At 71.4% G+C, this 14,545-nt stretch carries 7 protein-coding genes; 5 read left to right on the top strand and 2 right to left on the bottom strand.

The features are described 5' to 3' along the window. Nucleotides 1-571 precede the first annotated feature (571 nt). Together CP968_RS12945 and CP968_RS12950 are read left to right on the top strand one after the other, a co-directional pair. Nucleotides 572-7,783, top strand: coding sequence for a polymorphic toxin-type HINT domain-containing protein (locus CP968_RS12945; RefSeq protein WP_150518169.1), 7,212 nt, complete (start codon nt 572-574; stop codon nt 7,781-7,783). Between the two features lie 71 nt (nt 7,784-7,854). Further along, the gene (locus tag CP968_RS12950) at nt 7,855-8,565 is read left to right on the top strand and encodes a DUF6193 family natural product biosynthesis protein (RefSeq protein ID WP_150518170.1); all 711 of its coding nucleotides are present in this window, start codon (nt 7,855-7,857) and stop codon (nt 8,563-8,565) included. Nucleotides 8,566-8,575: 10 nt separating this feature from the next. On the opposite strand, the gene CP968_RS12955 is transcribed toward CP968_RS12950, so the two are convergent. After that, nucleotides 8,576-9,529 carry a DeoR/GlpR family DNA-binding transcription regulator gene (locus CP968_RS12955; protein ID WP_150518171.1) on the bottom strand — a complete coding sequence of 318 codons (954 nt, stop codon included), beginning with the start codon at nt 9,527-9,529 and terminating at the stop codon, nt 8,576-8,578. 175 nt (nt 9,530-9,704) lie between these two features. Continuing rightward, nucleotides 9,705-11,144, bottom strand: a complete 1,440-nt coding sequence (locus tag CP968_RS12960) for an NAD(P)H-quinone dehydrogenase (protein ID WP_150518172.1) — start codon at nt 11,142-11,144, stop codon at nt 9,705-9,707. Nucleotides 11,145-11,316: 172 nt separating this feature from the next. Here CP968_RS12960 and CP968_RS12965 point away from each other — a divergent pair, with 172 nt between their 5' ends. The 3 genes from CP968_RS12965 (at nt 11,317) to CP968_RS12975 (ending at nt 14,431) form a co-directional block, all read left to right on the top strand. Then, nucleotides 11,317-11,754 carry a gamma-glutamylcyclotransferase family protein gene (locus tag CP968_RS12965; RefSeq protein WP_150518173.1) on the top strand — a complete coding sequence of 146 codons (438 nt, stop codon included), beginning with the start codon at nt 11,317-11,319 and terminating at the stop codon, nt 11,752-11,754. Nucleotides 11,755-11,900: 146 nt separating this feature from the next. Next, nucleotides 11,901-12,707 carry a purine-nucleoside phosphorylase gene (locus tag CP968_RS12970; RefSeq protein WP_150518174.1) on the top strand — a complete coding sequence of 269 codons (807 nt, stop codon included), beginning with the start codon at nt 11,901-11,903 and terminating at the stop codon, nt 12,705-12,707. Nucleotides 12,708-12,775: 68 nt separating this feature from the next. Further along, nucleotides 12,776-14,431 (top strand): phospho-sugar mutase, encoded by a 1,656-nt coding sequence (locus CP968_RS12975; protein ID WP_150521890.1) that lies wholly within the window; start codon nt 12,776-12,778, stop codon nt 14,429-14,431. The last annotated feature ends 114 nt before the right edge of the window (nt 14,432-14,545 follow it).

Raw genomic sequence — 14,545 nt, forward strand, 5'->3', positions numbered from 1 at the left:
TCCGGACGGCCGGGGAGCGATCCGTCCGTCCTTCAGCTTCCGCAGGCCGGTGTCGACCGGGACGGGCATGCCGCCCCGGCGGACGCGCGTGGTCTCACTGACTGAGTCCTCGGGGTCGGGTCCGGCGGCTCCCGGGGAGCCGCCGGAATCGGTGGGGACGCCCTGCCGATGAGCCAATTTTTGGCCATTCTTGACGAGAGATCGACGGTGTTCGAATCATTTCTAGCAGCCCCTACGACAAAAGGGCCAAGGGGAGCCTCTTTCGACACGCCGCGAGGGCTGTGTGCGCCGTGCGATATGGAATGCAATATTCCGAATAAATCATTCCGCTGAGCGCCCTGACCTGCCCTGATACCGAACCTCCCCCGACATCCGGAACCTCCTCTCCGATCTTTCCTGGACCCGCACTTCCACTGTTAGGTTCAGCCCGATCGCCCTTAGCGCAGGAATCTGTGAACCTGCGCGTCCAGACTGGAGTGTTCGAATTTTGAGACGATCCCAGGCGCACGGCATGCGTGCGCCTTCGAGGCGTGTCTGGCGGTGGCCGATACCCGTTCTGGCCCTCGCCCTGATGACCACGGGCCTGACGGCCCTCGACTCGGCGGCGGCCTCCGGACCCGCCCTGCCCGGCAAGCAGAAACTGACCAAGGTCACCGGTGAGCCCGTCACGGGCAAGCCGGCACCCGGACCCGCCGAATCCCAGACGAAGGCGTGGAAGAGCGCGCCGCGGATCGCGTGGCCCGCGGCCGGCTCGGCCGAGATCACGCTGCCGGACACCGCGACGGCCGCGTCGCCCGGCCCCGCTTCACCCGCTTCACCCGCTCCGGCCGCATCATCCGCATCATCCGCTTCGGGGAAGCGGGCCGCCGCGGGCGCCTTCGCGCTCCCGGCGGACGCGGCCGGCGCCCCCGGCCGGTCCGTCAAGGCCGGCAGGCTCCCCGTGTCGGTCGCGGCCGCGGGCCGCGCGGACGCGGCCGCGGGCGCCGCCCGGCAGTCCGCACCCGCGACCGCGGCGGCCGCCGCGGACCCGACCGGTGTCAAGCTGCAGGTCGCCCTGCAGGACAAGGCCACGGCCGAGCGCGCCGGACTGGCCAACAGCCTGCTCCTGTCGGTCAACCGCACCGACACGGGCACCGCGGCCGCTCCCGTCTCGGTGGAGCTGGACTACGCGGCCTTCAAGAACGCCTACGGCGGCGGCTGGGGCTCCCGCCTGCGCTTCACCGCGATCCCGACCTGCGCGCTGACCACCCCGGACCGCCCGGAGTGCCGGGGCAGCACCCCGGTCACCACGGTGAACGACCCGCGCAGCGGCAAGCTCGTCGCCACCTTCGACGCCGCGCCCGCGTCCGCCCCCGCCAGGGCCGCGGGCAGCGGTTTCCTGCGCGCCCCGGCGACCGGGCCGGCCGCCGCGCCCGCGGCCGGCAGCGCCGTGACGCTGGCCGCCTCCGCCGGCGCCGACGGCGCGAACGGCACGTACAAGGCCACCTCGCTGAACCCCTCGGGTTCCTGGCAGGCCGGCGGCTCGGCGGGCGACTTCTCCTGGTCGTACCCGCTGGACATCCCCGCCTCCCTGGGCGGTCCGAGCCCGTCGCTGTCGCTGGGCTACTCCAGCGCGCAGATCGACGGCCGTACCTCGGCCTCCGCGCAGCAGACCTCCTGGGTCGGCGACGGCTGGGACCTGGCCTCGAACTTCATCGAGCGGTCCTACGTCCCCTGCAGCCAGGACAAGCGCAAGGGCTCCGGGTTCAACAACCCGAAGGACGACACCGGCGACCTGTGCCACGGCGCCCCGATGGTCACCCTGTCGCTCAACGGCGGCTCGACGCAGCTGGTCCTGGACGACACCACCGGGAAGTGGCGTCCGGCCAAGGACGACGGCTCCCGCGTCGAGCTGCTCCAGGGCGCCCAGAACGGCGACAAGGAGGGCGACCACTGGAGGTTCACCAACCCCCAGGGCATCCAGTTCTACTTCGGCCTGAACAAGCTCTCCGGCTGGACCGACGGCAAACCCGTCACCCACTCGGCCTGGACCGTCCCGGTCTACGCCAACCACCCGGGCGAGCCCTGCTACACCGCGGTGTTCGCCGACGCGGTCTGCGACCAGGCGTACCGCTGGAACCTCGACTACGTCGTGGACCCGCGCGGCAACGCGATGACCTACTGGTACGACAAGGAGGTCAACCACTACGGCTCGAACTACAAGATCGCCGGTGGTTCGACCGCCCGCTCGTACGACCGCTCCGGCTGGCTCGACCACATCTCGTACGGCCTGCGCAGCGACAACCTGTTCGCCAGTGCCCCGGCCCAGGTCGACTTCACCGTCGCCGAGCGCTGCCTGACGACGAAGGACTTCGACTGCGCCGAGGCCAAGCTCAAGCCCGAGGTCGACTGGAACATCGCCAAGATGTGGCCGGACACCCCCGGTGACCAGCTCTGCGCCGCGGGCGAGGAGTGCAAGGCCCGCTTCACGCCGACCTTCTTCTCCCGCAAGCGCCTGACCGAGGTCACCACCAAGGTCTGGAACGGCACCAAGCACACCCCGGTCGACACCTGGAAGCTGACCCAGGACTTCCCGCAGACCGGTGACGGCACCGACTACCCGCTGTGGCTCTCCGCGATCGAGCACACCGGCCGCAACGGCGACGCGGTGACGCTGCCGCCCGTGAAGTTCCGCGGCAAGCAGCTCCCCAACCGCGTCGACGGCATGGGCGACGGCAAGCCGCCCTACCTGCGCTACCGCATCGAGGCCATCGACACCGAGACCGGCTCCACGATCCTGGCGCACTACAAGGACCCGGAGTGCCGCGCGGCCGACCCGCGCGTCATGCCGGCCTCGCCGGAGTCGAACACGCTGCGCTGCTACCCGGTGGTCTCCGAGATCCCGGACCCCTCCGACCCCAAGCGCGAGAAGAAGCTCTACGTCACGGACTGGTTCCACAAGCACGTCGTGGACTGGGTCCAGGAGGAGGACCGCAACGGCAACTCGCCGACGCGGCGCACCGAGTACGAGTTCGTCGGCAGCCCCGCGTGGGCGTTCGACGACGAGACCGAGATGATGCGTCCCAAGACGCGCACCTGGTCCCAGTGGCGCGGCTACGAACGGGTCCGCACCCGTATCGGCTCGGCGCCGGACAAGCGCTCGAAGACGGAGACGCTGTTCTTCCGCGGCCTCGACGGCGACCGGGCGGGCCCCTCCGGGGGCACCCGGTCCGTCAAGGTCAGGGACTCCGAGGGCAACGAGATCGCCGACCACCGCCTCTACGCCGGCCAGACCCGCGAGGTCCTGGCGTACAACGGCGAGGCCGGCGCCCTGGAGGCGGCCACCACCTACACCCCGTGGCTGCACGGCCCGACCGCGACCCGGCTGCGCAAGGGCGAGGTGCCCGAGGAGGACATCGAGCCGCAGCAGGCCTACGTGCAGCAGACCACGGGGGTCGACTCCCGCATCCTGCTGTCGGACGGCCGCGGCTGGCGGCGGACGGCGATGGCCACCACCTACGACGCCCGCGGCTTCGCCCAATCGGTGTCGAACCGCGGTGACGTGGCCGATCCGACGGACGACAGCTGCACCCGCTACGAGTACGACGCGGACGAGACCCGCTGGATCATCGCCCGCCAGAAGCGGGTGGAGACGGTCGCCAAGGCCTGCGACGCCACCGGCGTCCAGCGTCCGGCGGACGTGACCTCGGACTCGCGGATGTCCTACGACGCGGCGGGCAACCTCAAGTCGACCGAATCGCTCTCGGGTTATTCCGGCGGCACGCCGGTCTACCAGACGGACGGCAGCGCGACCTTCGACGCCTACGGCCGGATGAAGACCAGCACCGACGTGTTCGGCCAGGTCTCCAGGGTCGACTACACGCCCGCTTCGGGTCAGATCGTCACGAAGGTGGTGACCACCAACTCCGCCGGCCACACCGAGACCACGGAGACCGACCAGGGCCGCGGCTCGGTGCTGGCGAAACAGGACACCAACGGCCGACGCCAGGTGCTCCGGTACGACGGCCTCGGCCGGCTGCTGAAGGTCTGGTCCCCGGACCGCGATCCGCTCAGCCACTCGCCCGACGGCGAGTTCGCCTACGACGTCCGCACCGACGGCCCCGTCGTCATCACCAACAAGAGCCTGCTGGACGACGGCACCTACCGCACCAGCTACGACCTGTACGACAGCAGCCTGCGCATCCGCCAGACCCAGATGGAGGCGCTCGGCGGCGGCCGGGTCATCAGCGACACCTTCTACAACAGCCTCGGCCAGGTGTGGAAGAGCAACGGCGCCTACTACACGGGCGGCGCTCCCTCGAAGGTCCAGTGGGCCCCGAAGGACAACGAGGTCCCGTCGTCGACGATGACCGAGTACGACGGCTCCGGTCGCTCGGTCGCGCAGATCTCGCGGAAGTTCGGCGAGGAGACCTCCCGTACGACCACCTCGTACGGCGGCGACAACATCACCGTCGACCCGCCCAAGGGCGAGACCCCGACCCGGGCCTTCCTGGACGGTCAGGGACGCAAGACCGAGCTGCGGTTCTTCCGCTCCGATTCGCCGACCGGTGCCTACGACAAGACCACGTACGCGTACAACCGGCGCGGCCGGCTGGAGTCCGTCGTCAGCCAGGCGGGCGACAGGTGGGCCTTCGAGTACGACATCCGAGGCCGCCAGATCAAGCAGACGGACCCCGACAAGGGCACGTCGACCATGGCGTACGGCCAGGGTGACCGGATGGCGACCGTCACGGACGCCCGAGGCAAGGTCATCGCTCCCGAGTACGACGCCCTGGGCCGGGTCGTCGCCACCCACGAGGGCTCGGTGACGGGCCCGAAGCTGACCTCGACCACCTTCGACACCCTGCCGGGTGCGATCGGCCTTCCGGTCGCCTCGACGCGGTACGTGGACGGCAATGCCTACACGCAGGAGGTGACCGGCTACGACAGCGAGTACCGGCCGACCGGGACGAAGACCACCATCCCGGCGTCGGAAGGCGATCTGGCCGGGACGTACTCCTTCTCCACCGGGTACCGGCCCAACACCGGGCTGACGGCGTGGACGAACCTGCCCGCGGCGGGCGGCCTGCCCGCCGAGCGCACCACCCTGGCGTACAACCACTACGAGCTGCCCACCCTCATGGGTGTCCAGGGCAAGACCTTCGTCGGCAAGGTCGACTACTCGCCCATGGGCGACGTGCTCCGCACCGAGACCGGCGCGGCCGGCTCCCAGGTCTACGCGACGCACTTCTACGACGAGCAGACGCGCAGGCTCACGCGCACGGTCAACGACCGGGAAAGGTCGCCCGGCCGGATCAACGACACGTCGTTCGACTACGACGCCGTCGGCAACGTCCTGAAGGTCACCGACAAGGAGGGGCCCGACGCGCTCACCGACGTCCAGTGCTTCGCCTACGACTACCTGCGCCGCATGAACGACGCCTGGACCGCGACGGACGACTGCGCGGCCCAGCCGGGCGCGGCGGGCCCCGACGCGAAGCCCCGGGTCGGCGGACCGAACGCGTACTGGAGCTCGTACAGCTTCGACGCGGCCGGCAACCGGACCAAGGAGGTCCAGCACTCCCCGACCGGTGACCTCACCAAGGACGTCACCCGCAGCTACACCTACGGGACGCCGGGCCAGGCCGCCGCCAACAGGCTCCAGAAGGTCGACACCGCCGGTCCCGGCGGCTCCCGCACCGAGTCGTACACGTACGACGAGACGGGCAACACCAAGACCCGCACGCTCCAGGGCGACACCCAGACCCTGGACTGGGACGCCTCGGGCCGGCTGACGAAGGTCAGCAAGGGCGCCGAGACGACCGGGTTCGTCTACGACTCCGGCGGCAAGCGCCTCATCAAGCGGGATCCGTCCGGCACCACGCTGTACCTGCCGGGTACCGAGATCAAGCTCACGGCCGCCGGAAAGGTCGAGGGCACGCGCTACTACGCCCACCCGGCTGGTCCGATGATGGTCAAGACGGCCAAGGACGGCGTGATCTCCACGTCGTACCTGATGGGCGACAAGAACGGCACCTCGTCCACCGCCGTGGACGCCGCCACGTCGGCGATCACCCGCAGGAAGTTCACCCCCTACGGTGACGCGCGCGGGCCGGCGCCGACCGTGTGGCCCGGCAAGAAGGGCTTCGTCGGCGGAGAGATCGACGAGTCCATCGGCACGGTCCACCTGGGGGCGCGGGAGTACGACCCCACGACGGGCCGGTTCCTGTCGGTCGACCCGGTGGTCGACTACAACGAGCCCAGGCAGATGAACCCGTACGCCTACGCGAACAATTCGCCGGTGACGTACAGCGATCCGAGCGGCCTGTCGATCGCGCCCCCCACGATGCCGATCAAGGACTTCTCGGACGCCGAGGCCGCCTGGGCCAACATGATCCAGGGCAAGAGCGCCTTGGACATCGCCCTCGAAGTCGCCATGGGCATCCTGAAGGACGCCTCGGGCTACAACGACATCCGCGACTGCCTCGGCGGATCGTGGGGCGCCTGCGCAGGTCTGGCCCTGGACGCGGCACTGCCCTTCGCGGGCCGTGCCAAGCGCATCCTGAAGGCCCTGGACCGTGCGTGGGACGCCTTCAACAGCTGGTCGCACAAGCTCGCCCTGGCACGGGACATCCTCGCGCGCGTCGAACGCTTCCAGCAGGCGATGGCCAAGTACGCCGAGGACCTGGCCGAGTGGAAACGGCAGATAGAGGAGGCCGCCGAACGGGCGAGAAAGCTGGAGGAGGAAGCGGCCGCGGCCCGGAGAGCCGCCCAGGAGGCGGCCGCCGCGGCCGCCAAGAAGGCCGACGAGGCCAAGGCGACGGCGGCGCGGCAGGGCAAGTCCTCGGCGACCAAGGCCAAGAAGGCCGACGGCGACGGCAAGGCGTCCAAGTCCGCGGAGACGAAGAAGTCCGACGGCCCGAAGAAGTCCACGGCGAAGGACAGCGACGGCGGCAGCCCGGGCTGCGAGACCGGCAACAGCTTCGTCCCGGGCACCAAGGTGCTGATGGCCGACGGTTCGTCCAAGCCGATCGAGGAGGTCGAGCTCGGTGACGAGGTCGTGGCCACGAACGCCGAGTCCGGGGCCACCTCCGCCCAGCCCGTCGCCGCGAAGATTGTCGGCGAGGGCGAGAAGCACCTCGTCGAGATCACCATCGACACCGACGGTGGCGCCGGCGATGTCTCGCAGACGCTGACCGCGACCGACGGCCACCCCTTCTGGGTCCCGTCGCTGGGCACCTGGCTGAAGGCCACGGGTCTGACGGCCGGCCAGTGGCTCCAGACCTCGGGGGGCACCTGGGTCCAGGTCACCGAGGTCAAGCGGTGGACCCAGCAGAAGCGGGTCCACAACCTCACGGTGGCCAACGAGCACACCTACCACGTGCTCGCGGGCGCCGCCCCGGTCCTGGTCCACAACTGCGGTGTCGCTCTGGGTTACCAGAAGAGCGGTACGGCCAAGTGGGCCGACGGCAAGAAGCTCACGCACTACATGAAGGAAGAGTTCCAGGAAAGCTGGAGCATGCACGTGCGCAACGCCATCGACGACCCCAACAAGGCCATCCACGTGTACACCGAGGAATTCGACGGTGGATTCGAGGGAATGGCGACGGCGGGTCTGAAGGGCGGCGCAGGTGTCCACGCGACGCAGCAGGAGATGGCCTGGCTCGCCCGGTCCGTCATCGGCGGTCGGAGATCTTGGGATACGATCACGTTCTATGACAAGAACGGCCTGGTAGACATTCCGGAACCGAAGTGGCAAGAAGGCAAGTGGTATACCGCTTGGACCTTCGAGTGGGCTCCGTAGTTCCAATCCACCGGTGGGCGGGCTCCTGTCAGGGGCCCGCCCACCGGGCTGTCCGCACCGAGGAGATCTCGATGAACCCTTCCGTCCCCCCCGGACCGGCCGACGACCCGCGCACCGCCCCCTACCCGGACCTCGTCGCCTCGGGTGGGCTGCGGCCGGCCCTCGCTTCGACCGCCCGCGAGCTGCACGTCGACCTCGGCCTCGCCGGGGACGGCTCCGAGTCGGATGCGCAGGACTGGTCAACGGCCCGCATCGCCTCGCCGCGCGGCGAGGTCCGGGTGAACCTCGGACTCGGGGTGCGCCGGTTCTCCCTCACGATGGATAGCGGCCGCGGGTACGTCTGGGCCTCCGGAAGCACCACGGAACTATCCGAGGCGGTCGGTGCGATCGCCTTCTGGAGGGAGGGCGCCACCTTGGTCGAACTCGGCGCGCGTTTCCCCTTCATGGAATTCAGCAGGATGAGCCGGGCATACGAGGACGGGAACCCGATCGAAACCCAGTGGGCCATCCTCATGGAAAGCGATGAATTCCCGGCGTACCGGGAATTGCTGCCGGCGCTGCACGCCGACCCCGGCCTGCGCCGGCTCTTTCCGTTCTTCTCCCACTGGACCTTGAGGATGACGGCGGACCACCCCGACGCGGGCGCGGGCGAGATCGTGGTCCGTCGGCGCGCGGGCGAGGACTACGTCCTGTGGTCCTCCGCCGCCCCCGATCGGAAGGTCGGGTTCCGACGGGTGGAGGACGTGGTGCGCGCCGCGGCGGCCCTTCGCCCCACCCCGTAGCCCCCCGCCCTCACCGCCGCCGCATGTCCGCCACCCTCGCGCGTTCCCGCTCCCCCGTCTCCGGCAGCATGCCCGCGCTGCGCAGCTGCGCCGTCGGGCCGCCGCGGCGCTGGACCGGGAGGGGGGACTCGCGGCGCTGACGGCGGCCCTGCATGCCGTCCACCTGGCCGCCGCCCGGGGCGGCCGAGCCCGCCACCGTGATCTGGACGCCCTGGTCGGCCAGGGCCTGGAGCTCCGTCGCCGCCCGGTCGTCGTGTGCCGGGGGCTCGTCGGTCACCAGTCGGGTCATCACGTCCGCGGGGACGGTCTGGAACATGGTGTCGGTGCCGATCTTCGTGTGGTCGGCCAGCACCACCACCTCCGCGGCCGCCTGCACCAGTGCCCGGTCCACGCTCGCGGAGAGCATGTTGGAGGTGGACAGGCCGCGCTCGGCGGTCAGGCCGCTGCCCGAGATGAAGGCCCGGGAGACCCGCAGCCCCTGGAGGGACTGCTCGGCCCCGCTGCCGACCAGCGCGTAGTTGGAGCCGCGCAGGGTGCCGCCGGTCATGACGACCTCGACCCGGTTGGCGTGGGCCAGCGCCTGGGCGACGAGCAGCGAGTTGGTGACGACGGTCAGTCCGGGCACCCGGGCGAGCCGGCGGGCCAGCTCCTGGGTCGTGGTGCCCGCGCCGACGACGATGGCCTCGCCCTCTTCCACGAGGGAGGCCGCGACATCGGCGATGGCGGTCTTCTCCGCCGTCGCGAGATGGGACTTTTGCGGAAAGCCGGACTCCCGCGTGAAACCGCCCGGCAGTACCGCACCGCCGTGCCGGCGGTCGAGGAGTCCTTCTGCCTCCAGCGCCCGCACGTCCCGCCGTACGGTCACTTCGGAGGTCTGGACGACGCGGGCGAGCTCCCGGAGCGATACCGCTCCGTTGGCCCGCACCATTTCGAGGATCAATTGGCGACGTTCTGCAGCGAACACGAAACTGACAGTAACCCCAGCGACCGTCTGCGTTCAGCTCCTTGCGCCGGAATACCGAAGTTGTCCGTATGGCGGGGCGACGAGTGGTATACGCGGCCCGAGGCGCGGGGGGACCTTGGGCACCACCCCGGCGCCCCGCCTCAAAGCCCTTACGGTGCGGGGCGGTTGGGGCGGATCAGACCTCTCCGGCGGCCTTGCGGGTGTGCAGCTGCCGTGCCACTTCGGCGATCGATCCCGACAGGGAGGGGTACACGGTGAACGCGTTTGCGATCTGCTCGACCGTCAGGTTGTTGTCGACCGCGATCGAGATCGGGTGGATGAGCTCGCTGGCGCGCGGCGAGACCACCACGCCGCCGACCACGATGCCCGTGCCCGGACGGCAGAACATCTTCACGAAGCCGTCCCGGATGCCCTGCATCTTGGCGCGCGGGTTGCGCAGCAGCGGCAGCTTCACCACGCGGGCGTCGATCTTCCCCGAGTCCACGTCGGCCTGGGTGTAGCCGACGGTCGCGATCTCCGGGTCGGTGAAGACGTTCGAGGAGACCGTCTTGAGGTTCAGCGGGGCCACCGCGTCGCCGAGGAAGTGGTACATCGCGATGCGGCCCTGCATGGCGGCCACCGAGGCCAGCGCGAAGACGCCGGTCACGTCGCCGGCCGCGTAGACGCCCGGCGAGGAGGTGCGCGAGACCTTGTCGGTCCAGATGTGGCCCGAGTCCTTGAGCCGGACCCCGGACTCCTCCAGGTTCATGTGCGAGGTGTTGGGGACCGCGCCGACCGCCATCAGGCAGTGCGAGCCGGTCAGCACGCGGCCGTCGGAGAGGGTGACCTCGACCCGGTCGCCGACGCGCTTGACGGACTCGGCGCGCGAGCGCCCCACCACGTTCATGCCGCGGCGGCGGAAGACGTCCTCCAGCACGGCGGCCGCGTCCGGGTCCTCGCCCGGCAGCACCCGGTCGCGCGAGGAGACCAGCGTCACCCGGGAGCCGAGGGCCTGGTACGCACCGGCGAACTCGGCGCCGGTGACGCCGGAGCCGACCACGATGAGCTCCTCGGGGAGCTCCTCCAGGTCGTAGACCTGGGTCCAGTTCAGGATGCGCTCCCCGTCGGGCATCGCGTCCGGGATCTCGCGCGGGGTGCCGCCGGTCGCGATCAGGACGGCGTCGGCGGTCAGGATCGTCTCCGTGCCGTCGGCGGCCGTGACGATGACGTCCCGGGTGCCGTCGATGCCCTGCGGCCCGCCGAGCTTGCCGCGGCCGCGCACCACGCGGGCACCGGCCCGGGTGACGGAGGCGGTGATGTCGTGGGACTGGGCGAGCGCGAGGCGCTTGACGCGCCGGTTCACCTTGCCGAGGTCCACGCCGACGACGCGCGCGGCCTGCTCTATGTGCGGGGTGTCGTCCGCGACGACGATGCCGAGCTCCTCGTACGACGAGTCGAAGGTCGTCATGACCTCGGCGGTCGCGATGAGGGTCTTCGAGGGGACGCAGTCGGTGAGCACCGACGCCCCGCCCAGACCGTCGCAGTCGACGACGGTCACCTCCGCGCCGAGCTGCGCCCCCACCAGGGCCGCCTCATAGCCGCCGGGTCCACCGCCGATGATCACGATCCGGGTCACGAAAAGTCCACCTCACGTCTACCCGGTCGGCTGCGCCCCGGCCGGTGTTCCGGGGGGTCTCCCCGGGGGATGCATTCCGTGCCCCATTGTCCCGCACGCATCAAGGTGCTTCGCGCCCGGTCCCGCCATCCGGGCACGCGGCCACCGCCGCCCCTCCCGTACCCTCGACCTCATGTCGCTCTACGCCGCGTACGCCGGCAACCTCGACCCGCGGCTGATGACGCGCCGCGCCCCCCATTCGCCGCTGCGCGGCACGGGCTGGATCAACGACTGGCGGCTGACCTTCGGCGGCGAGCAGATGGGCTGGGAGGGCGCGCTGGCCACGGTCGTCGAAGCCCCGCGCCACCAGGTCTTCGTCGCCCTGTACGACATCGCGCCGCTGGACGAGGACTCGATGGACCGGTGGGAGGGCGTCGGGCTCGACATCTACCGCCGCATGCGGGTGCGCGTGCACACCCTGGACGGCGAGGAGGCCGCCTGGGTGTACGTGCTCAACGGCTACGAGGGCGGCCTGCCCTCCGCCCGCTACCTGGGCGAGCTCGCCGACGCGGCCGAGTCGGCCGGCGCCCCGCACGACTACGTGATGGAACTGCGCAAGCGCCCCTGCTGACGCCGCCTCCCGGCGCCCCGCCCGCAGCCTCCCGGGGCGTGCGCGGAGCCGACCGGCCCGTTCGGCGGAAACGACAAGACAACGATCCGAACACCGTGAGCTGCGCCATCTACGCGCGTAGGGATCGAGCGGTTACGCTCGTCCGCGTGAACGCATCTGTAACCGACCCCTTCGCCGCCGCCGACGCCGCAGCCGCCCGTCTGCGCGAGCTGACCGGCGCCGAGACCCACGATGTCGCCCTCGTGATGGGCTCCGGCTGGGCCCCCGCCGCAGAGGCGCTGGGCGCCCCCGAGGCCGAATTCCCGGTCACCGAGCTCCCCGGCTTCCCGCCCCCCGCCGTCGAGGGCCACGGCGGCAAGATCCGCTCGTACAAGATCGGCGACAAGCGCGCGCTGCTCTTCCTCGGCCGGACCCACTACTACGAGGGCCGCGGCGTCGCCGCCGTCGCCCACGGCGTCCGCACCGCCGTCGCCGCCGGCTGCAAGACCGTCGTCCTGACCAACGGCTGCGGCGGCCTGCGCGAGGGCATGAAGCCCGGCCAGCCGGTCCTGATCAGCGACCACCTGAACCTCACCGCCACCTCGCCGATCGTCGGCGCGAACTTCGTGGACCTCACCGACCTCTACTCGCCGCGCCTGCGCGCGCTGTGCAAGGAGATCGACGAGACCCTCGAAGAGGGCGTCTACGTGCAGTTCCCCGGCCCGCACTACGAGACCCCGGCCGAGATCAACATGATCCGCGTCCTGGGCGCCGACCTGGTCGGCATGTCCACCGTGCTGGAGGCCATCGCGGCCCGCGAGGCCGGCGCCGAGGTCCTCGGCATCTCCCTGGTCACGAACCTGGCGGCGGGCCTGTCCGGCGAGCCGCTCAACCACGAAGAGGTGCTCCAGGCCGGCCGCGACTCGGCCGCGCGCATGGGCACGCTGCTGACCCGGGTCCTCGACCGCATCTGAGCGGCCCGAGCGATCGCAGGCGAGGCACCAGAGGTACGAGAGACAAGGCGGAATCAGTGGCGGAAGCAGTGCAGGAACAGGACGACCTGATCACCCGGGCCGAGGCCTGGCTGGCGGAGGACCCGGACCCGGAGACCGCGGCCGAGCTGCGCGCCCTCCTCGCGTCCGGGGACACCGCGGAGCTCGCGGACCGTTTCTCCGGCACCCTCCAGTTCGGCACCGCCGGACTGCGCGGCGAGCTGGGCGCGGGCCCGATGCGGATGAACCGCGGCGTGGTCATCCGGGCCGCGGCGGGCCTCGCGGCCTACCTGAAGGCCCAGGGCCACGCGGGCGGCCTGGTCGTCGTCGGCTACGACGCGCGCTACAAGTCCGCGGACTTCGCCCGCGACACCGCGGCCGTGATGACCGGCGCCGGGCTGCGCGCGGCCGTCCTGCCCCGCCCGCTGCCGACGCCGGTGCTGGCCTTCGCCATACGGCACCTGGGCGCCGTCGCCGGCGTCGAGGTGACCGCGAGCCACAACCCGCCCCGGGACAACGGCTACAAGGTCTACCTCGGCGACGGCTCGCAGATCGTCTCCCCGGCGGACACCGGGATCGCGGCGGAGATCGCGGCCGTGGCCTCCCTCGCCTCCGTCCCCCGCCCGGAGTCCGGCTGGGAGGACCTCGGCGACGAGGTCCTGGCGGCCTACCTGGCGCGTACGGACGCCGTCCTGACCCCCGGGTCCCCCCGGAGCGTACGGACCGTCTACACGGCCATGCACGGCGTCGGCAAGGACGTCGTGACGGCGGCCTTCGCCCGGCACGGCTTCCCCGAGCCGGTCCTGGTCGCCGAGCAGGCCGAGCCCGACCCGGCCTTCCCGACCGTGGCCTTCCCCAACCCGGAGGAGCCCGGCGCCATGGACCTGGCCTTCGCGAAGGCCGCCGAGGTCCGCCCCGACATCGTGATCGCCAACGACCCGGACGCCGACCGCTGCGCGGTGGCCGTCCCGGACGCCTCCGCCGCGGCGGGCTGGCGGATGCTGCGCGGCGACGAGGTCGGCGCGCTGCTGGCCGCCCACCTGGTGGCCAAGGGCGCGACGGGCGTCTTCGCCGAGTCCATCGTCTCCTCCAGCCTCCTGGGCCGGATCGCGGAGGCGGCGGGCGTCGGCTACGAGGAGACCCTGACGGGCTTCAAGTGGATCGCCCGCGTCGAGGGCCTGCGCTACGGCTACGAGGAGGCGCTCGGCTACTGCGTGGACCCCGAGGGGGTCCGCGACAAGGACGGCGTGACGGCGGCGCTGCTGGTCGCCGAGCTGGCCTCGGAGCTGAAGGAGCAGGGCCGCGGCCTGACCGACCTGCTGGACGACCTGGCGCTGGCCCACGGGCTGCACGCCACCGACCAGCTGTCGGTCCGCGTCTCGGACCTGTCGGTGATCGCCTCGGCGATGGCCGCCCTGCGGGCCGAGCCGCCGGTGTCGCTGGCTGGGCTGCGGGTCGTCTCGGCGGAGGACCTGGCGCAGGGCACGGACGCCCTCCCGCCCACCGACGGCCTGCGCTACCACCTGGACGGCGCCCACCAGGCCCGCGTGATCGTCCGCCCGTCCGGCACCGAGCCCAAGCTGAAGTGCTACCTGGAGGTGGTGGTCCCGGTGGCGGGCGCCGCCGACCTCGCCCCGGCCCGCGGCCGCGGCCAGGAGGTCCTGGACGCGATCAAGAAGGACCTGTCGGCCGCGGCCGGCATCTGACCCTTCCGGCGCCACCCCCGCGTCCCGGCCCGCCGGCCCGTCCGGCCCGGCCCGGCCGGGACCCCGCCACCGACGGCCCCCCGAGCTCCGGCCCGGGGGGCCGTCGGCGTGCGG

Source organism: Streptomyces subrutilus, from assembly GCF_008704535.1.
Classification (GTDB): domain Bacteria; phylum Actinomycetota; class Actinomycetes; order Streptomycetales; family Streptomycetaceae; genus Streptomyces; species Streptomyces subrutilus.